17 protein-coding genes are annotated in these 18,198 nt (G+C 73.2%); 10 read left to right on the top strand and 7 right to left on the bottom strand.

The window, feature by feature from the left end; genetic code table 11:
• Positions 1 to 54 precede the first annotated feature (54 nt).
• Together ilvA and ACYVDO_RS18305 are read left to right on the top strand one after the other, a co-directional pair.
• The gene (ilvA, locus tag ACYVDO_RS18310) at positions 55 to 1,278 is read left to right on the top strand and encodes a threonine ammonia-lyase (RefSeq protein ID WP_460938567.1); all 1,224 of its coding nucleotides are present in this window, start codon (positions 55 to 57) and stop codon (positions 1,276 to 1,278) included.
• Positions 1,278 to 1,832: a GNAT family N-acetyltransferase gene (locus ACYVDO_RS18305; protein ID WP_460938565.1), complete on the top strand. Its 555-nt coding sequence runs from the start codon at positions 1,278 to 1,280 to the stop codon at positions 1,830 to 1,832. The genes ilvA and ACYVDO_RS18305 overlap by 1 nt, the downstream gene beginning before the upstream one ends.
• A 78-nt stretch (positions 1,833 to 1,910) precedes the next feature.
• Here ACYVDO_RS18305 and greA read toward each other — a convergent pair whose 3' ends face one another.
• Positions 1,911 to 2,405: a transcription elongation factor GreA gene (gene greA / locus ACYVDO_RS18300; RefSeq protein ID WP_460938563.1), complete on the bottom strand. Its 495-nt coding sequence runs from the start codon at positions 2,403 to 2,405 to the stop codon at positions 1,911 to 1,913.
• 245 nt (positions 2,406 to 2,650) lie between these two features.
• Entirely contained in the window at positions 2,651 to 3,016 is a 366-nt protein-coding gene (locus ACYVDO_RS18295; protein ID WP_460938561.1) for a DUF4307 domain-containing protein, read from the bottom strand.
• Between the two features lie 94 nt (positions 3,017 to 3,110).
• Between ACYVDO_RS18295 and mca the strand changes: the two genes are divergently transcribed.
• Both mca and ACYVDO_RS18285 read left to right on the top strand, forming a co-directional pair.
• A complete protein-coding gene (gene mca, locus ACYVDO_RS18290) occupies positions 3,111 to 4,046 on the top strand; it encodes a mycothiol conjugate amidase Mca (RefSeq protein ID WP_460938559.1) in 936 nt (311 codons plus the stop codon).
• Positions 4,043 to 4,399 carry a hypothetical protein gene (locus ACYVDO_RS18285; RefSeq protein ID WP_460938557.1) on the top strand — a complete coding sequence of 119 codons (357 nt, stop codon included), beginning with the start codon at positions 4,043 to 4,045 and terminating at the stop codon, positions 4,397 to 4,399. The genes mca and ACYVDO_RS18285 overlap by 4 nt, the downstream gene beginning before the upstream one ends.
• A 55-nt stretch (positions 4,400 to 4,454) precedes the next feature.
• On the opposite strand, the gene trhA is transcribed toward ACYVDO_RS18285, so the two are convergent.
• On the bottom strand, positions 4,455 to 5,156 hold the full coding sequence (gene trhA / locus ACYVDO_RS18280) for a PAQR family membrane homeostasis protein TrhA (protein WP_460938555.1): 702 nt from the start codon (positions 5,154 to 5,156) through the stop codon (positions 4,455 to 4,457).
• A 188-nt stretch (positions 5,157 to 5,344) separates the two neighbouring features.
• On the opposite strand from trhA, the gene ACYVDO_RS18275 reads away from it, so the two are divergent.
• From ACYVDO_RS18275 to ACYVDO_RS18265, 3 genes are all read left to right on the top strand, one after another.
• Positions 5,345 to 6,106, top strand: a complete 762-nt coding sequence (locus ACYVDO_RS18275) for an isoprenyl transferase (RefSeq protein WP_460938553.1) — start codon at positions 5,345 to 5,347, stop codon at positions 6,104 to 6,106.
• A 478-nt stretch (positions 6,107 to 6,584) separates the two neighbouring features.
• Complete coding sequence (locus ACYVDO_RS18270) at positions 6,585 to 7,823, top strand: PhoH family protein (protein ID WP_460938619.1); 1,239 nt, start codon at positions 6,585 to 6,587, stop codon at positions 7,821 to 7,823.
• 286 nt (positions 7,824 to 8,109) lie between these two features.
• The gene (locus ACYVDO_RS18265; RefSeq protein WP_460938551.1) at positions 8,110 to 8,859 is read left to right on the top strand and encodes an aggregation-promoting factor C-terminal-like domain-containing protein; all 750 of its coding nucleotides are present in this window, start codon (positions 8,110 to 8,112) and stop codon (positions 8,857 to 8,859) included.
• Positions 8,860 to 8,883: 24 nt separating this feature from the next.
• Here ACYVDO_RS18265 and ACYVDO_RS18260 read toward each other — a convergent pair whose 3' ends face one another.
• From ACYVDO_RS18260 to coaA, 3 genes are all read right to left on the bottom strand, one after another.
• Positions 8,884 to 10,332 carry a class II fumarate hydratase gene (locus ACYVDO_RS18260; protein WP_460938549.1) on the bottom strand — a complete coding sequence of 483 codons (1,449 nt, stop codon included), beginning with the start codon at positions 10,330 to 10,332 and terminating at the stop codon, positions 8,884 to 8,886.
• 44 nt (positions 10,333 to 10,376) lie between these two features.
• Positions 10,377 to 12,077, bottom strand: coding sequence for an APC family permease (locus ACYVDO_RS18255; protein ID WP_460938546.1), 1,701 nt, complete (start codon positions 12,075 to 12,077; stop codon positions 10,377 to 10,379).
• Between the two features lie 87 nt (positions 12,078 to 12,164).
• Entirely contained in the window at positions 12,165 to 13,136 is a 972-nt protein-coding gene (gene coaA, locus ACYVDO_RS18250) for a type I pantothenate kinase (protein ID WP_460938544.1), read from the bottom strand.
• 57 nt (positions 13,137 to 13,193) lie between these two features.
• Here coaA and glmS point away from each other — a divergent pair, with 57 nt between their 5' ends.
• From glmS to ACYVDO_RS18235, 3 genes are all read left to right on the top strand, one after another.
• Positions 13,194 to 15,053, top strand: a complete 1,860-nt coding sequence (gene glmS / locus ACYVDO_RS18245; protein ID WP_460938542.1) for a glutamine--fructose-6-phosphate transaminase (isomerizing) — start codon at positions 13,194 to 13,196, stop codon at positions 15,051 to 15,053.
• A 61-nt stretch (positions 15,054 to 15,114) separates the two neighbouring features.
• Positions 15,115 to 15,465, top strand: a complete 351-nt coding sequence (locus ACYVDO_RS18240) for a holo-ACP synthase (protein WP_460938540.1) — start codon at positions 15,115 to 15,117, stop codon at positions 15,463 to 15,465.
• A gap of 2 nt (positions 15,466 to 15,467) precedes the next feature.
• The gene (locus ACYVDO_RS18235) at positions 15,468 to 16,925 is read left to right on the top strand and encodes a bifunctional ADP-dependent NAD(P)H-hydrate dehydratase/NAD(P)H-hydrate epimerase (protein ID WP_460938538.1); all 1,458 of its coding nucleotides are present in this window, start codon (positions 15,468 to 15,470) and stop codon (positions 16,923 to 16,925) included.
• A 56-nt stretch (positions 16,926 to 16,981) separates the two neighbouring features.
• Here the strand turns inward: ACYVDO_RS18235 and ACYVDO_RS18230 are convergent, their stop codons facing one another.
• Positions 16,982 to 18,196, bottom strand: a complete 1,215-nt coding sequence (locus tag ACYVDO_RS18230) for an MFS transporter (protein ID WP_460938536.1) — start codon at positions 18,194 to 18,196, stop codon at positions 16,982 to 16,984.
• Between the last annotated feature and the right edge of the window lie 2 nt (positions 18,197 to 18,198).

The raw sequence follows: 18,198 nt of genomic DNA, 5'->3' as shown, positions 1-18,198 counted from the left end.
GGCCCCGTCCCGGATGGTCGGACCCGGCCCCTGCCGGGTACTAGCCTGACCGCCATGGCACCACCGATGCTGTCCGTCTCCCTGGAGGACATCCGCGCTGCGCAGGACCTGCTCAGCGGGGTCGTCCGCCCCACCCCGCTCGAGTACAGCCGCGCCCTCACGGACCGCGTCGGCTGCGAGGTGTTCCTCAAGTGCGAGAACCTCCAGCGGGCCGGGTCGTTCAAGATCCGAGGTGCCTACACCCGGATGTCCAGGCTGTCCGAGGAGGAGAAGGCCCGCGGGGTCGTCGCGGCCAGCGCGGGCAACCATGCCCAGGGGGTCGCGCTCGCCGGGCAGCTGCTCGGCATCGACGTCAAGGTCTACATGCCGCACGGCGCCCCGATGCCCAAGCTGCTCGCCACCCAGGCCTACGGCGCGACCATCGAGCAGGTGGGCACGACCATCGACGAGTGCCTCGTCCGCGCCCGCGAGTGGGAGGCCGAGACCGGTGCCGTCCTCATCCACCCCTTCGACCACCGCGACATCGTCGCGGGGCAAGGCACCGCGGGCCTGGAGATCCTCGACCAGTGCCCCGACGTGAGGACCATCGTGGTCAGCACCGGTGGTGGGGGCCTGCTCGCCGGCATCTCGGTGGCGGTCAAGACGCTGCGCCCCGACGTACGCGTCGTCGGCGTCCAGGCCGAGCAGGCGGCGGCCTACCCGCTGTCCCTCGCGGCCGGCAAGCCGGTGCCCTACGAGCAGATGCAGACCATGGCCGACGGCATCGCCGTCGGGCTGCCGGGCGACGTGCCCTACGCCCTCGTCCGCGACCTCGTCGACAGCATCGAGACCGTGAGCGAGGAGGAGCTGTCCCGCGCCCTGCTCTTCGTCCTCGAGCGGGCCAAGCTGGTCGTCGAGCCGGCCGGTGCGGCCGCCGTGGCCCACCTGCTCGCGCGCGCGGGGCAGCACGTCGACGGCCCGGTCGTCGCGGTCCTCTCCGGCGGCAACATCGACCCGCTCCTGCTGCTGCGGATCATCCGGCACGGCATGGCCTCGGCCGGCCGCTACCTGCAGTTCCGGGTCCGTGTGTCCGACACCCCGGGCCACCTGGCCCGGCTGCTCGCGGACTGCGCTGCCGTCGACGCCAACGTCCTCGAGGTCGAGCACATCCGCACCGGCACGACGATCCGGGTCGACGAGGTCGAGATCGGGCTGCAGCTGGAGACCCGGGGCCGCCAGCACTGCGAGGAGGTCCTGCGCACGCTGCGGGGCAAGGGCTACCAGCTGAAGTTCGGCTGATGGCCGACTCCCGCGACCCCCACCCGCACGACGGTCGGCGGGTCACCAGGCTGGTCCGGGAGTCCGACGCGGAGCGACTCGCCGAGCTGCTGGTCGCCAACCGGGAGTTCCTCGCGCCGACCGCCCCCGACCGCCCGGCGTCGTACGCCACGGTGGAGGGCCAGCGGGAGCTCGTCGCGACCCGGCTCGCCGAGTACCGGGAGGGAACCCGGCTGCCGCTCGTGGTGCTCGGCGAGGACGAGGAGGTGGTCGGCCAGATCACGCTCAACGAGATCGTCCGCGGGCCGGCCCAGTCGGCCAACGTCGGCTACTGGCTGTCCGAGCACGTGGGTGGTCGCGGCCTGGCCACGGCCGCGCTGCGCGAAGTCGTGCACATCGCCTTCGACGAGCTCGGCCTGCACCGCCTGCAGGCCGGGACGCTGCTCGACAACGAGCGCTCGCAGCGCGTGCTGCTCAAGGCGGGGTTCACGCTCATCGGCGACGCGCCGGCATACCTGCACATCGCGGGGCGCTGGGCCGACCACCGCCTCTTCCAGGTCGTCGACGAGGGCTGACCGGGGGCGGTCACGACAGAGGGCCACCCGGTCACCGGGTGGCCCTCTGCGTCGTGCTGGGTCTGCGGTCGTCCCCGCTCAGGCGGAGTGCGGCTTCGCCGCCTTGACGGTGACCGTGATCGTCTTGCCGTTGGGCGCCTCGTAGGAGGTGGTGTCGCCGACCTTCTTGCCGTTGAGGGCGGCACCGAGGGGCGACTTCTCGCTGTAGACCTCGAGGTCCGAGCCGTCGGCGATCTCGCGCGAGCCCAGGAGGAAGGTGAGGTCGTCACCGAACATGTCCACGGTCACGACCATGCCCGGCTCGACGATCCCGTCGTCCGCGGGCTTGGCACCCACGACGGAGTTCTCGAGCAGTTGGGTCAGCTGGCGGATGCGGGCCTCCATCTTGCCCTGCTCCTCCTTGGCCGCGTGGTAGCCGCCGTTCTCCTTGAGGTCGCCCTCCTCGCGGGCGGCCTCGATGCGCTTGGCGATCTCGGTGCGCCCCTCTCCGGAGAGCTGGTCCAGCTCGGCCTTCAGACGGTCGAAGGCGTCCTGGGTCAGGTAGCTCGCGGTGCTGGTCGCGGTCTCGCTCACGGTGATACTCCTTGGCTGGTGCCCGGCCGGCGCTGAGCCAGGCCGGCAGGGGGTTGCTACGCAATGCGGTCCGGACGCTCGCCACGCAGGTGGCGAAGGTCCAGACCGCTCGGTGAATGGACGAGTCTACCGCGCAGGCGTCCGAACGGTCCATTTCGCCCCGTCCCGGGCGCCGTGGTCGCGGCGTGCCGGGCCGACGGCGCGCGGCCCGTGGTCCGCGCACGCTCGGGCGGGGAACGTGCTGGTCAGGAGGGGTCGCAGGTCCTGACGGTGCCGGTGACGGCCCGTGCCGCCGTCCGGACGACGACCTCCTGGTGCACCGACCGCTCGCCCGAGGCGGGGACCCGCACGTCCAGGGTGCCGACCACCCCGAAGGACTGGTCCAGGGCGTTGACCTGGCAGGTCACGGCCTGGCCGGCAGGACGGTGCACGTCGAACTCGACCCGCACGCTGCGGTCGTCGAGGACCTTGTAGCCGGTGTCGACCCAGGTGACCCGGCCGACGGAGTTCGCCAGGCCCAGCCACACCGCCAGGGCGGTGGCCACGGTGACGCCCACGACCCCGACGACCCACCAGCGACCGGTGCCCGGCGCGGGGCGGGGGAGCGGCATGACGAACCCTTCCAGTGCGGTGAGAGGATGGCGGAGGTGGTGTCCGCCTCGCGGTGGACACCCATTGTCCGTGATGACCCAGGAGAGGGTGACAGTGGCTGACCGGTGGCGACTCATGGCGGTGCACGCGCACCCCGACGACGAGTCGAGCAAGGGCGCGGCGACGATGGCCAAGTACGCGGCGACGACGGCCGACGTGCTCGTCGTCTCGTGCACGGGTGGCGAGCGCGGCGACGTGCTGAACCCCAAGCTCAAGGGGAACGCCGAGATCGAGCGCGACCTCGTGCAGGTGCGGCGCGAGGAGATGCGCAGGGCGCAGGAGATCCTCGGCGTCCAGCACACCTGGCTGGGCTTCGTCGACTCCGGCCTGCCCGAGGGCGACCCGCTCCCGCCGCTGCCCGAGGGGTGCTTCGCCCTCGAGCCGCTCGACGTGACGACCGAGGCCCTCGTCCGGGAGATCCGCCGGTTCCGCCCGCACGTCATGACGACGTACGACGAGAACGGTGGCTACCCGCACCCCGACCACATCATGACCCACACCGTGTCGATGGCGGCCTTCGCCGCGGCCGGCGACCCGGAGGCGTACCCGCACGCGGGCGAGCCGTGGCAGCCGCTGAAGATCTACTACAACGCGCACAACCGGGCCAAGTACGTCGCCTTCCACGAGGCCTTCCTCGCCGACGGCGTGGAGAGCCCGTACGCCGAGTGGCTCGACCGCTGGACCGAGGACCGGGCACGCACGATCACCACCCGCATCCACTGCTCCGACTGGTTCGACCAGCGCGACCGGGCGCTGCTCGCCCATGCCACCCAGATCGACCCGGACGGCCACTTCTTCCAGGTCCCGCGCGACCTGCAGGTGCGGGTCTGGCCGACGGAGGACTTCGAGGCCGCAGTGTCCTACGTGCCGGTCGAGCCGGTGGAGGACGACCTGTTCGCGGGCATCGGCGACGTCGCGGCGGGCGACGCCCTCGCCACCCGGCCGGACCTGGTGGTCACCTACGACGGCCGCGTGGGGGTGGGCGCGTGAACGGCGCCCCGTCCACGCTGGTCTCGCCGGGCCTGTGGGGCTTCGTGGCGTTCTTCGTGCTGGCGATCGCCCTCTACCTGCTCATGCGCAACATGAACGCGCGCATGCGCCGGATGTCCTACCGTGCCGAGGAGCTGCGCAAGGAGGCCGAGGCGCAGTCCGAGGCCGACCCGCAGGCGAAGGCCGGACGCGCCGGCGGTGCGAGGTCCTCCGAGGCGGACGGGCCGGCGGCCCAGGACCCGGCCCAGGACCCGGCGGCACAGGCCCCGGCGGCACAGGCCCCGGCGGCCGGTCCCGAGGACGACCCCGGAGCCGCGCACGACGGGTCGGACGGACGGCCGGGACCCGGCTGACCGGGACGGGCGCGACCCGCTGGGCCGCGCCCGACCGGCCCTAGGTGCGCCGGTCTCAGGCGTTCGTGTGGGACAGCGACATCGCGGCCGCGATGTAGTGCACGGCGAAGGCGGCCACGGTCAGGGTGTGGAAGATCTCGTGGAACCCGAACCAGCGCGGGGAGGGGTTCGGGCGCTTGATGCCGTACACCAGGGCCCCGACGGTGTAGAGGACGCCGCCGACGGCGATGAGCGTGACGATCGTGGGGCCGCCGAAGTGCAGCAGCGGGCCCATGTAGAAGACCGCCACCCAGCCGAGCGCGACGTAGATCGGGGTGTACAGCCACCGGGGCGCCCCGACCCAGAACACCCGGAACAGGACGCCGGCGATGGCCCCGATCCACACGATGAGCAGCATCTGGGTGGCCTGCGCGCGGGGGAGCAGCATCGCGAACGGCGTGTAGGTGCCGGCGATGATGAGGAAGATGTTGGAGTGGTCCATCCGCTTGAGCACGGCCGCGACCCGGGGTGACCAGTTGCCGCGGTGGTAGACGGCCGAGGTGCCGAAGAGCAGCCACGCCGTGACCGAGAAGACCGTGGCCGCGATCCGCGCCGACGTGGTGGGCGCGAGGGCGATGAGCACGATCCCGGCTGCCAGTGCGAGGGGCACCATTCCGGCGTGCAGCCACCCGCGCAGGCGTGGCTTGACGGCGGCGACGACCGCCTCGAGGGCTCCCTGCTCAGGGTGCTCCGGGCTCTGGGGGCGCGACGGGGTCATGGCAGGAGCATAACCTACGGAGCCGTAGGTTACTGGGTGGTAACCTGTGAGTTCCCTCGCACGGACCACCGCCGCCGCCCCGACATCGACCGGTGACACCGACCGGTCCCGTCACGCCACAGGGGGTCGGCGGGAGTAGCGTGGGAAGGCGGACGGATCCTCGTCCCCGGACCACGTGAGGAGCGGTTGTGGCGCTGTCCGACCTCCTGTACGCCGCCTACGAACGCCGCCTCAAGCGCAGCCTCGCCAAGGCGACCCTGCCCCGCCACGTCGGGGTGATGCTCGACGGCAACCGGCGGTGGGCCGCCGCGCGCGGGCACGGCACCAAGGAAGGGCACCAGGCCGGCGCGGACAACATCGCCAACTTCCTGGAGTGGTGCGAGGAGGCCCGGGTCGAGGTGGTCACCCTGTGGCTGCTGTCGACCGACAACCTCAACCGGCCGGAGGCCGAGGTGGTGCCGCTCCTGTCGATCATCGAGACGGCGGTCGCCGACCTGGCCACGACGCAACGCTGGCGGATCAACCCGGTCGGCTCGCTCGACCTGCTGCCCGCCGAGACGGCGCGCCGGCTCAAGGAGAGCGCGGACGCGACCGCGGCGGTGCAGGGCATGACGGTGAACGTCGCCGTCGGCTACGGCGGCCGGCAGGAGATCACCGACGCCGTGCGCTCGATGCTCACGGCCCACGCCGCCAACGGCACCACCATCGAGGAGCTCGCCGAGACGCTGCAGGTCGAGCACATCGCCGAGCACCTCTACACCAAGGGCCAGCCCGACCCCGACCTCGTCATCCGCACGTCCGGGGAGCAGCGCCTGTCCGGGTTCCTGCTCTGGCAGTCGGCGCACTCGGAGTTCTACTTCTGCGAGGCGTACTGGCCGGACTTCCGCCACGTCGACTTCCTGCGCGCCCTGCGCGCCTACTCCGAGCGCAACCGCCGCTTCGGCGGTTAGCCGCCGGACAAGGACTCGGTGGCGGCCAGTCCCATGGCGCCGCACGAACGGCGGGGGCCGGCTCCGACGAACGGGTGAACTCTGCGTGACACGCCGCGACCCTGCACGCCCCGGGGCCGGGTGGGTCGTAGCGTCGGCGGGGACGCGGGGCACCCGTCCGGCGTTCGGGAGGTCCACCACATGGGGCGAACACGGCTCCGGGCGGAGGGCCGGACCCGGCCCATCCGTGGGTGGGCGTGGTCCCGGCACCTGGTCCGCGAGTAGGCGCACTGCGCCGGCCGGCGCGCTGTGCCGAGGAGAGACATTGGCCTCGAACGCTTCGACTCCCGACTCCACCCCCCGCGTCCGGTCTGCAGTGCGTGGCGCGGCGCCCACCGAGGCCGACCCGGGCGCCCCGAGCGCCCCCGACCCCCGTGCACCGGAGCGCCACCGCACCTTCGTCCTCGACACCTCGGTCCTGCTCTCCGACCCGCGCGCGATGATGCGCTTCGCCGAGCACGAGGTCGTCCTGCCGGTCGTCGTGGTCACCGAGCTCGAGGGCAAGCGGCACCACCCCGAGCTGGGCTACTTCGCCCGCCAGGCCCTGCGCCTGCTCGACGACCTGCGGGTCCGCGAGGGACGGCTCGACGCCCCGGTGCGGGTCGGCGACGACGGTGGCACCCTGCGCGTCGAGCTCAACCACACCGACCCGACCAGCCTGCCGGCGGGCTTCCGCCTGGGGGACAACGACACCAGGATCCTCGCGGTCGCCAAGAACCTCTCGCTCGAGGGCCATGACGTCACCGTCGTCAGCAAGGACCTGCCCATGCGGGTCAAGGCCTCCGCCGTCGGCATGCAGGCGGAGGAGTACCGCGCCGAGCTCGCGGTGGTCGACTCGGGCTGGACCGGCATGGCCGAGCTGGACGTCACCGTCGAGGAGATGGACGCCCTCTACGAGCACGGCCGCGTCGAGAACGAGGCCGCCGCGGAGCTGCCCTGCCACACCGGCCTGGTGCTGCTCTCGCCGCGGGGCAGCGGCCTGGGCCGGGTCGGGGCCGACAAGCAGGTCCGCCTCGTCCGCGGTGACCGGGACGCCTTCGGGCTGCACGGGCGCAGCGCCGAGCAGCGGATCGCCCTCGACCTGCTGCTCGACCCCGACGTCGGCATCCTCAGCCTCGGCGGCCGCGCCGGCACCGGGAAGTCGGCCCTCGCGCTGTGTGCCGGGCTCGAGGCGGTGATGGAGCGCCGCCAGCAGCGCAAGGTGGTCGTCTTCCGTCCGCTGTATGCCGTGGGCGGCCAGGAGCTCGGCTACCTCCCGGGCAGCGAGCAGGAGAAGATGGGCCCTTGGGCGCAGGCCGTCTTCGACACCCTGGGGGCACTGGTGTCGCACGAGGTGGTCGAGGAGGTCATGGACCGCGGCATGCTCGAGGTCCTGCCCCTGACGCACATCCGCGGTCGGTCCCTGCACGACGCGTTCGTCATCGTCGACGAGGCCCAGAGCCTCGAGCGGAACGTGCTGCTTACCGTGCTCTCGCGGGTCGGCCAGAACTCCCGGGTGGTGCTGACGCACGACGTGGCCCAGCGCGACAACCTGCGGGTGGGCCGCCACGACGGCGTCGCGGCGGTCATCGAGGCGCTCAAGGGTCACCCCCTGTTCGCCCACGTCACCCTGACCCGCAGCGAGCGCAGCCCGATCGCGGCCCTGGTCACCGACCTGCTGGAGGGCCTGGAGGTCTGAGCCACGGCAGGCGCGACGGGGTGCGCCGCTGCACACGGCGGCGCCCCCCGCCCGTGGTCGGACCGGGAACAGCACGTTCGATGGGGCCGCGCCTCCGCCAAAGAGATGACTTCTTCGCCTCAGGAGTCACATCAGTCCCAGAAACCTGGGGGCGGTTGGAGATCGGGGGCGGAGTTCCGTTAGGGTCTCGGTTTCATAACGCCCGGACCTTGCGTTGGTCGGGGCGGCATGTCCCCCCGGCATCGATGAGGCCATCCCCCCCGCGGCCTCTTGGAGGAATCGGTTCATGAGCCAGCCCTACCAGGGGCGGCACCGCACGGTGTCGCACCACGGCAGGTCAGCCTCCCGCTCCTCCGGTGTCGTCCGGGCCGTCCGCCGTCCCGCGGTGACGTCCAGCCTCCTGCTCGCGGTGGTGGCCACGACCGCGGCCGGCTACCAGGCGACCGACGGTCGGCAGACCGGCACGGCGGCCTTCACCGTCAGCACCGAGGCGGTCGAGCAGGCCAACGAGCTCGCCGACACCCAGATCGAGGACAGCGCCCGCCTGGCCGCGGACCGCAACCAGACCAACACGAGCATCGCCGCCGCCCAGGAGAAGGACCGGGTCGCCGCGCTGGCGGCCCAGGCGGCCGCCGAGAAGTCGCGGCGCGAACGCGCCCAGCAGGTCGCCCGCGACAAGGCCCGCCAGGCGCTCGAGGCCAAGAAGCAGGCCCTGCTCGCCAACGCCCAGAGCGACCCGCGTGCGGCGGCGAGGGCCCTGATGGGCGACTACGGCTTCGGCGACGGCCAGTGGAGCTGCCTGGACAACCTGTGGATGGGCGAGTCGGGGTGGCGCTGGACCGCGGAGAACTCGTCCTCGGGCGCCTACGGCATCCCGCAGTCGCTGCCGGGCTCGAAGATGGCCACGGTCGCCGACGACTGGCGAACCAACCCGGTCACCCAGATCAAGTGGGGGCTGCAGTACATCAGGTCGTCGTACGGCACCCCGTGCGGCGCGTGGGGCGCGTGGCAGAGCCGCAGCCCGCACTGGTACTGAGGCGCGACCCGCAGGAGCGGGTGACTACCCCCGCGGCCCACCGTCGTGCGGCCGCGCCATCCTGAGCACGTCCAGCGCCTCGTCGAGCTGCGCCTCGGTGAGCTCGCCCCGCTCGACGTGGCCCCGCTCGAGGACGACGTCCCGGATCGGCCGGCGCTCGGCGATCGACTGCTTGGCCACGGCGGCGGCGGCCTCGTAGCCGATCCACCGGTTCAGCGGGGTGACGATCGACGGGGAGCCCTCGGCCAGCTCGCGCGCGCGCTCGCGGTCGGCGGTGATGCCGTCGACGCAGCGGTCCGCGAGCAGCCTCGTGCTCGCCGTGAGCAGGGTCGCCGACTCCAGCACGGTGCGGGCGAGGAGCGGCAGCATGACGTTGAGCTCGAAGGCGCCGGACGCCCCGGCGATCGTGGCTGTCGTGTCGTGGCCGATCACCTGGGCGCACACCATGAGCGTCGCCTCCGGGATCACCGGGTTGACCTTGCCGGGCATGATGCTCGAGCCAGGCTGGAGGTCCGGCAGGTGGATCTCGCCGAGGCCGCTGCGCGGACCCGAGGACATCCACCGCAGGTCGTTGCAGATCTTGGTCAGGCTGACCGCGACCACCCGCATGGCCCCGCTGAGCTCCACCACGGCGTCCTGGGCCGACTGGGCCTCGAAGTGGTCGGCCGCCTCGCGGAACGCCACGCCGGTCTCCGCCGTGAGGCGTCCGATCACCGCCGCGGCGAAGCCCGGCTCAGCGTTGAGGCCCGTGCCCGCGGCCGTGCCGCCCAGGGGGAGCTCCGCGGTCGCCTGCGCGCCGACCAGCACGCGCTCCGCGCCCAGCTCGACCTGGCGCGCATAGCCCCCGAACTCCTGGCCGAGGGTGACGGGCACGGCGTCCATGAGGTGGGTGCGTCCCGCCTTGACGACGTCGGCGAACTCCGCCTCCTTGCGCCGCAGGGCCGCCGCGAGGTGGAGCAGCGCGGGCGCGAGGTCCCGGGTGGCGGCCAGGGTCGCGGCCACCCGCAGCGCGCTGGGGAAGGTGTCGTTGCTGGACTGGCCGGCGTTGACGTGGTCGTTGGGGTGGACCTCCAGGCCGCTGGCCTGGTGGGCGAGCCGCGCCACGACCTCGTTGACGTTCATGTTGGTGGAGGTGCCCGAACCGGTCTGGAACACGTCGACGGGGAACTGGTCGTCGTGCTCGCCGGCCGCCACCTCCCGTGCGGCGGCGGCGATGGCCCCGGCGCGGGTCTCGTCGAGGACACCGAGGTCGGCGTTCACCTCTGCGGCTGCCGCCTTGATCCGGGCCAGGGCGTGCACGACCCCGGCCGGGACCGGTTGCCCGGAGATGGGGAAGTTGTCCACCGCACGGGCCGTCTGCGCGCCCCACAGGGCGTCCGCGGGGACCTCGACCTCCCCCATGGAGTCGTGCTCGGTGCGGGTGCGGGGCGGGTCGGCAGGGGTGGACCGGTCGCGGTCGGGAGCAGGCGGCATACCCCCATCATCGGCGCCCGTCGGACCCGGCGCACGGGCGCCGCTCAGGCGGTGCGGGCCTCTGCCCGGTCGGTCTCGCCCTCGACCTCGGCCTCGGCCCGGTTCGCCTCCACGTGCTCGGAGGCGTGTTCGGGGCTGAGCCGGTTGGCGTAGGCGATGACGTACACGCCCACGGACAGGGCGAGGACGAGGACGATCGAGAGGCCGAAGCCGATGAGGCCGAGGTTGCCGGCACCCTTGTCCTTCTCCGGGAAGTCGCCCAGGTAGGACAGGAGGGCGAGCCCGACGAGCCAGGGCAGGAGCCAGGCCGCGCCCGCCCGCAGGTCCAGCCGGGGCGCGCGGACCTGGCCGGTCACGGTGAAGACCGCCAGCAGGACGAACCCGATGAGCACCGACACGAAGAGCTTCCAGTTCACCAGCCAGCCGGACCAGTAGATGATGAGGTTCGAGGCGAAGAAGGCCAGCAGGGGGATGGTGTGCGAGCCGGGCAGCCGGAACGGCCGCGGCGCGTCGGGGAGCTGCTTGCGCAGGGCCGCGAGCACGAGCGGCCCGGAGCCGAAGGACAGCACCGTCGCAGAGGTGATGAAGCCGACGAGCTGCTGCCAGCTGGGGAACGGCAGGAACACGATGAGGCCCACCACGAACGTCACGACGAGGCTGACGAGCGGCACGCCGCGCGGGGTGGTCCGCGCGAGGGCGGCGGGCGCGTTGCCGTTGCGGGCCATGGCGTAGGAGATCCGCGACGTGATGGTCGTGTAGATCAGACCGGTGTCGCCGGGGGAGGCGACGGCGTCGATGTAGAGCAGGACCGCGAGCCAGCCCAGGCCCAGCAGGCTCGCCAGCGAGGCCAGCGGACCGAAGTCGCCGCCGTACGACAGCTTCGCCCAGCTCCCCGAGTGGGCCAGGGTGCCCGGGTCCAGGCTGCCGATGAACGCCACCTGCAGGGCGATGTAGATGACCGCGGTGAGCAGGACCGAGCCGATGACCGCGATGGGGACGTTGCGCTTCGGGTTGTCGGTCTCGCCGGCGAGCTCGATCCCCTGGCGGAAACCCAGGTAGGAGAACACGATCCCCGACGTGGCGATGGCGGTGAAGATGCCGTGCTGGCCCTGGGGGGCGAAGCCGTAGTCCGTGAAGTTGCCGCCGTGGAACGCGGTGAGGAGGAACGCCACGATGACCAGGACGATGATCCCCAGCTTCCACCAGACCAGGACGTTGTTGACGCGGGCGAACCACCGGATGCCGAAGTAGTTGATGACGACGAAGACCGCCATGAGGACGACGGCGGTGCCGTAGCCGAGGGCGGTCAGCGTGTGGACGGTCTCCCCGTGGACCGTGTTCTCCCGGGTGAACGCCGCGTACTTGGTGCCGTACTGCAGCGCCGCCTCCACCTCGATCGGCGCGGTGGTGGCCACGGCGACCCACATGATCCAGCCCGTCGTGTAGCTGGCGAACGACCCGAAGGACAGGTGCGGGTAGCGCACGACGCCGCCGGAGAGGGGGAACATGGTGCCGAGCTCGGCGTACACGAGGGCGATGAGCAGGATCATCAGGCCGCCGAGCGCCCACGAGATCACCGCGGCCGGCCCGGCCTGCTGTGCGGCGTTCAGGGCGCCGAAGAGCCAGCCCGAGCCGATGATCGAGCCGACGCTCGCGAAGAGCAGACCCACGATGCCGATGTGCCGGCGCAGCCGCGGTTCCTCGGAGGTCGTCGTCGCCGCTGCCGAACCGGTGTCCGTCGCCATGGTGTGCCCCTGCCTCGCCTCGCCGAGTCCTGAATGTTCCGGTCTGTGACGGTACGACCGGATCGGCTGCTCGGCGAGTCGGGGAGCTCAGAGCTTGCGCAGGCGGACCCGGCGCACGCCGTGGTCGCGGCCCTTGGCCAGCACCAGGGTTGCGCGGCTGCGGGTGGGCAGCACGTTCTCGCGCAGGTTGACCTCGTTGATGTCGGTCCAGATGCGCAGGGCCGTGGTGCGCGCCTGCGCGTCGGACAGCGCGGCATACCGGTGGAAGTAGGAGTCCGGGTCCGCGAAGGCGGTCTCGCGCAGCCGCAGGAACCGCTCGACGTACCACTCCCGGATGTCCTCGAGCCGGGCGTCGACGTAGACCGAGAAGTCGAAGAAGTCGCTCACGGCCAGCCCCGTGCGGCCGTCCTCGTGCACCCGTGGCGCCTGGAGCACGTTGAGCCCCTCCACGATGAGGACGTCGGGCTGGCGGACGACGATCTCCTCGTCCGGGACGATGTCGTACGTCAGGTGCGAGTAGACGGGGGCGGTGACCTCGGCGCGCCCCGACTTCACCTCGGCGACGAAGCGCAGCAGCGCCCGGCGGTCGTAGGACTCGGGGAAACCCTTGCGCTGCAGCAGGTTGCGGCGTTCGAGCTCGGCGTTGGGGTAGAGGAACCCGTCCGTGGTGACCAGCTCCACCTCCGGGGTGCCGGGCCACCGCGAGAGCAGCTCCTTGAGCAGGCGGGCCGTCGTGGACTTCCCCACGGCCACCGAGCCGGCCACCCCGATGACGAACGGGGTCTTGGCCGGCTGCTCGCCCAGGAAGTCCGACGTGATCCGGTGCAGCCCCGCCGTCGCGCCGACGTAGAAGTTGAGCAGCCGCGACAGGGGCAGGTAGACCTCCTCGACCTCGACCAGGTCGATCCGGTCGCCGAGCCCCCGCACGCGGGCGACGTCGGCCGCCGCCAGGCTGAGCGGCTGGTTCTCGCGCAGCCGCGCCCACGCCTGGCGGTCGAGCTCCACGTAGGGGGAGGGGAGGGTGCCGGCGCCGCCGGAGGGGTGGGTCACGCGCGCCATTGTGGCCCACGACAGGCGTTGCGTGCGGCAGCCCGGTCGGCCGTTACGCTGCTTCCCATGTGCGGAATCGTGGGATACGTCGGGCCGAACGCCGACGGCAAGGCGCTCGACGTCGTCATGGAGGGGCTCGCCCGGCTGGAGTACCGCGGCTACGACTCGGCGGGTGTCGCGCTCGTGACCGAAGGGGGCGTCGCCACCGAGAAGCGGGCCGGCAAGCTCGTGAACCTCCGGGGTGCCCTCGACGCCGACGCACTGCCCGGCGCGACCACCGGCATCGGCCACACCCGGTGGGCCACGCACGGCGGCCCGACCGACCAGAACGCCCACCCGCACCGCGGCGGCGCCGACGGCAAGCTCGCCCTCATCCACAACGGCATCATCGAGAACTTCCACTCCCTCAAGGGCGAGCTGCAGCGCGACGGGGTCCTGTTCGACAGCGAGACCGACACCGAGGTGGCGGCCCACCTCGTCGCGCGCGAGTACGCGCAGACCGGCAACCTCACCGAGGCGATGCGCGGGGTCGTCAACCGGCTCGAGGGGGCTTTCACCCTGCTCGCCGTGCATGCCGACAGCCCCGGCGTCGTCGTCGGCGCGCGCCGCAACAGCCCGCTCGTCGTGGGCCTCGGCGAGGGCGAGAACTTCCTCGGCTCGGACGTCGCCGCGTTCATCGGTCACACCCGCAACGCCCTCGAGCTCGGCCAGGACCAGATCGTCACGATCACCCCGGACTCCTACGAGGTGACCGGCTTCGACGGCACCCCGGCCGACGGCAAGCACTACGAGGTCACCTGGGACGCCGCGGCCGCCGAGAAGGGCGGCTTCGCGACGTTCATGGAGAAGGAGATCAACGATCAGCCGCACGCCGTGGGCGACACCCTGCTGGGGCGCACCGACTCCGACGGCCGGCTCGTGCTCGACGACATGTCCATCACCGAGCAGCAGCTCAGCGAGGTCGACCGGATCATCATCGTCGCCTGCGGCACCGCCGCCTACGCCGGCATGGTGGCCAAGTACGCGATCGAGCACTGGACCCGCATCCCCGTCGAGGTCTCGCTGGCGCACGAGTTCCGCTACAGCGACCCGATCGCCAGCGAGCGCACGCTCGTCGTCTCGATCAGCCAGTCCGGCGAGACGATGGACACCCTCATGGCGGTCAAGCACGCCCGCGAGCTGGGGGCGCTCACCCTGAGCATCTGCAACACCCACGGCTCGACCATCCCGCGCGAGTCCGACGCCGTCCTCTACACCCACGCCGGCCCGGAGATCGCCGTCGCGTCGACCAAGGCGTTCCTCGCCCAGATCACCGCCTGCTACATCCTCGGGCTCTACCTCGCCCAGCTGCGTGGCGGCACCTTCGCCGACGACGCGCAGGCGGTGATGAAGGAGCTGCACGAGGTCCCCGCCAAGCTCGAGGAGCTGCTCGGCCGGATGGACCGGGTCAAGGAGATCGCCCGGTTCATGGCCGACACCCGCTCGGTCCTGTTCCTCGGCCGCAACGTCGGCTACCCCGTGGCGATGGAGGGCGCGCTCAAGCTCAAGGAGCTCGCCTACATCCACGCCGAGGGCTTCGCGGCCGGCGAGCTCAAGCACGGCCCCATCGCGCTCATCGAGGCCGGCCAGCCGGTCTTCATCGTCGTCCCCGGCCCCGGAACGCCGCACGACCTGCACAAGAAGGTCGTCTCGAACATCCAGGAGATCCGGGCCCGGGGCGCGCGCACCCTGGTGATCGCCGAGGAGGGCGACGAGGACGTGGTGCCGTTCGCCGACGAGGTGATCCGGGTGCCCCAGACCTCCCCGCTGCTCGCTCCGCTGCTGACCGTGGTGCCGCTGCAGGTCTTCGCGCTGCACCTGTCGACCGCCAAGGGCCTCGACGTCGACCAGCCCCGCAACCTCGCCAAGAGCGTCACCGTCGAGTGAGCGCCGTGGGCGGCGTGTCGACGCACAGGGCGGCAGGGACTCGCGTGGGGCGGTCCCCCCGGTGATCGTCGGGGTCGGGATCGACGTCGTCGACGTGGAGCGCTTCGGGGCGACCCTGGAACGCACGCCGGCCCTGCGGGACCGCCTCTTCACCGACGAGGAGTGCGCGCTGCCGCTCAACTCCCTCGCCGCCCGGTTCGCCGCCAAGGAGGCCCTCGCCAAGGCGCTCGGCGCCCCCGTCGGCCTGGAGTGGCACGACGCCACCGTGCGCCGCGGCGACGACGGCCGCCCCCACCTCGTGGTGAGCGGCACCGTGGAGGCGCGCGCCGACGCCCTGGGGGTGCACGCGCTGCACGTCTCGCTGTCGCACGACGCGGGGATCGCGTCGGCCGTCGTGGTCGCGGAGGGCTGAGCATGCTGGGGGCGTATGCCGCGGACCGGGTCCGCGCGGCGGAGGAGTCGCTCATGGCGACGCTCGAGGACGGCGAGCTCATGGCGCGGGCTGCGCGCGGCCTGGCGCAGGTGTGCCTGGCCCGGGTGCGCGAGCGCGGCGGCCGCCGGGTGGTCGGGCTCGTCGGGCCGGGGAACAACGGCGGCGACACCCTGTACGCGCTGGCGCACCTCGCGGCCGACGGCCTGGACTGCGCGGCGCTCGTGGGGGACTGGCCGGTCCACGAGGCCGGGCGCGACGCCGCCACCCGGGCGGGCGTCCGGGTGCTGGGTCCGCGGGACGAGCAGCTCGCGGCGCTCGAGGACGCCGACCTCGTCGTGGACGGCGTGCTCGGCATCGGCGGCCGACCGGGGCTGCCGCAGGCCGCGGCCGCCTGGGTCGACGCGGTGCCCGACACGGCGCACGTCCTCGCGGTCGACCTGCCCTCGGGGCACGACCCGGCGGGCCGCTCGGCCTCCGACACCGGGGTCTTCGCGGACGAGACCGTGACCTTCGGGGTCGCCAAGCCGGTGCACCTGCTGCCCGCCACCGAACCGGCCGTCGGCGCGTTGACGCTGGTCGACATCGGGCTGGCGGTGGAGGGCGCCGCCGACGTGGAGCGACTCGACTTCGACGACGTCGCCGACCTGTGGCCGGTGCCCGGGGCGTCCGCCGACAAGTACTCCCGCGGCGTGCTGGGCGTGGTGGCTGGTGGGGAGAGCTACCCGGGCGCGCCCGTGCTGTGCTGCACCGCGGCCGTGGAGGCCGGCGTGGGCATGGTCCGGTACGTCGGCACGCCGACCCCGGCGGCGCAGGTCCGGTCGGCCGTCCCCGAGGCGGTGCTCGGCGAAGGGCGGGTGCAGGCCTGGGTGGTCGGGCCAGGCCTGGACACGGCGTCGCGAGCCCAGGGGAGCAAGGCCCAGCTCGACACGGCGCGGGCCGCGCTCGCCTCCGACCTGCCGGTCCTCGTCGACGCCGGCGGGCTCGACCTCGTCACCGGGCGCCGGGACGCTCCCACCCTCCTCACCCCGCACGCCGGCGAGCTGGCGCGGCTGCTGTCCCGGCTCGAGGACGTCGAGGTGACCCGCGAGCAGGTGAGTGCAGACCCGCTCGGACACGCCCGCCGCGTCGCCGACGCGACCGGTGCGACCGTCCTGCTCAAGGGCTCCACCACGCTGGTCGTGCCCCCGACCGACTCGGGCCTGCCGGTGCGCTCGCAGCGCGACGCACCGCCGTGGCTCGCGACGGCCGGGGCGGGCGACGTCCTGGCCGGCATCGCGGGCACGCTCCTCGCGGCCGGCCTCGACCTGCTCGACGCGGGCAGCCTCGCGGCCCTGGTCCACGGGGTCGCCGCGGACCGGGCCAACCCCGGTGGTCCGGTGCGGGCGCTCGCCGTCGCGCACGCCGTGCCGGGCACGGTCGCCGCGCTCCTCGCCCGCTGAACCGAGGTGCCGGCACCAGCGCCGGCCGCCGCCAGGCCCGCCCACGGACTCCGTCCTCAGCCGTGTCGCCGGCGTCCCGGGAGGCTCGGCGAGAGCAGCAGCACCACGACGGCCGCGGCCGGCAGGATCCACAGCACCGCCCCCAGGCCGCGGGCCTGGGCCAGCGCACCCGCGCCGAGGGGTGACAGGAGCAGGGTCACCCGCAGGCCCATCCCGACCACCGCCAGCCCCGACCCCGGGCGCAACCCCGGCACCGCGTCCGCGGCCCGCAGCCCGGCCGGGATCAGCGTGCCGATCCCGAGCCCCGCGACGGCGAACGCGGCGATGACCGACGCGGGGCTCGGCACCAGGAGCGCGACGGTCATCGCCGTGCCGGCGAGGGCGACGCCGACCCGGGCGACCGAGCGGTCGCCGAAGGCGGTCACGAGCCGGTCGCCGACCAGGCGCCCGCCCGTCTGGGTCACCTGCAGCGCCACGAACCCCAGGCCGCCGACCGCGGCCGCCGCCCCGAGCGACTCCCGCAGGTACAGCGCGCTCCACGTGGCCGTGACGTCCTCGACGAGCTGGCCCATCGAGGCGACCGCGGCCAGCGCCAGGAGCAGCCCGCCGAGCCGGACGTGGTGGCGACGCCGACGCGGCCCCGTCCGGGCGGGTGCGACCGCCAGGGCCTCGTGGCCGGGGAGCAGGGCCCGGCCCGCGGCCAGCGCCACCGCCGCGGCGAGGACGCCGACGATGCCGAGGTGCAGCGCGACCGGGACCCCGAGCCCGGCCGCTGCGCTCCCGAGGGCGCCACCGGCGACGGCCCCGACGCTCCACATCGCGTGCATCGAGCCCAGGACCGAGCGGCGCAGTCCGCGCTCGACCCGCAACCCCTGGGCGTTCTCGGCGATGTCGGTCAGGGAGTCGAGGGCGCCGGCCAGGGCCAGGGCCAGCGCCAGCAGCGCCCACGCGGGCGCGGCCCCGATCAGCACGAGGTTGGCGGCCACCCCCAGGGTCGTCGCCACCGCGAAGCGCGCGGAGCCGAACCGGCGCACCAGCGGAGCGGCGAACGGTCCGGCGAGGACGGCCCCCACGCCGTACCCCGCCACCGCGGCGCCGAACGCGGCACTCGACAGGTGCAGCGCGGCCGTGATGTCCGGGTAGCGCGGCACCACGCCGGCGAACAGGGCGCCGTTCGTGGCGAACATCGCCGACACGGCCCACCGGGCACGCCGCACGGCCCGCTCGTCCTCGGGGGTTGCCACGCCGCCGGCGGGGGAGGGCAGGGTCACGG

The sequence above is a fragment of the Phycicoccus ginsengisoli genome (genome assembly GCF_054779295.1).
The sequence above is the reverse complement of the archived record's forward strand: the minus strand, read 5'-3'. Positions and strand labels throughout refer to the sequence as shown.

What these genes read in the sequence shown, in the direction of transcription:
- coaA (WP_460938544.1), bottom strand. Translation starts at nt 13,136, where the DNA reads ATGGCGCGCGTGACCCACCCCTCCGGCGGCGCCGGCACCCTCCCCTCC.
- ACYVDO_RS18260 (WP_460938549.1), bottom strand. Translation starts at nt 10,332, where the DNA reads ATGCCGCCTGCTCCCGACCGCGACCGGTCCACCCCTGCCGACCCGCCC.
- ilvA (WP_460938567.1), top strand. Translation starts at nt 55, where the DNA reads ATGGCACCACCGATGCTGTCCGTCTCCCTGGAGGACATCCGCGCTGCG.
- trhA (WP_460938555.1), bottom strand. Translation starts at nt 5,156, where the DNA reads ATGACCCCGTCGCGCCCCCAGAGCCCGGAGCACCCTGAGCAGGGAGCC.
- ACYVDO_RS18305 (WP_460938565.1), top strand. Translation starts at nt 1,278, where the DNA reads ATGGCCGACTCCCGCGACCCCCACCCGCACGACGGTCGGCGGGTCACC.
- ACYVDO_RS18265 (WP_460938551.1), top strand. Translation starts at nt 8,110, where the DNA reads ATGAGCCAGCCCTACCAGGGGCGGCACCGCACGGTGTCGCACCACGGC.
- ACYVDO_RS18255 (WP_460938546.1), bottom strand. Translation starts at nt 12,077, where the DNA reads ATGGCGACGGACACCGGTTCGGCAGCGGCGACGACGACCTCCGAGGAA.
- ACYVDO_RS18295 (WP_460938561.1), bottom strand. Translation starts at nt 3,016, where the DNA reads ATGCCGCTCCCCCGCCCCGCGCCGGGCACCGGTCGCTGGTGGGTCGTC.
- ACYVDO_RS18270 (WP_460938619.1), top strand. Translation starts at nt 6,585, where the DNA reads ATGATGCGCTTCGCCGAGCACGAGGTCGTCCTGCCGGTCGTCGTGGTC.
- ACYVDO_RS18235 (WP_460938538.1), top strand. Translation starts at nt 15,468, where the DNA reads ATGCTGGGGGCGTATGCCGCGGACCGGGTCCGCGCGGCGGAGGAGTCG.
- glmS (WP_460938542.1), top strand. Translation starts at nt 13,194, where the DNA reads ATGTGCGGAATCGTGGGATACGTCGGGCCGAACGCCGACGGCAAGGCG.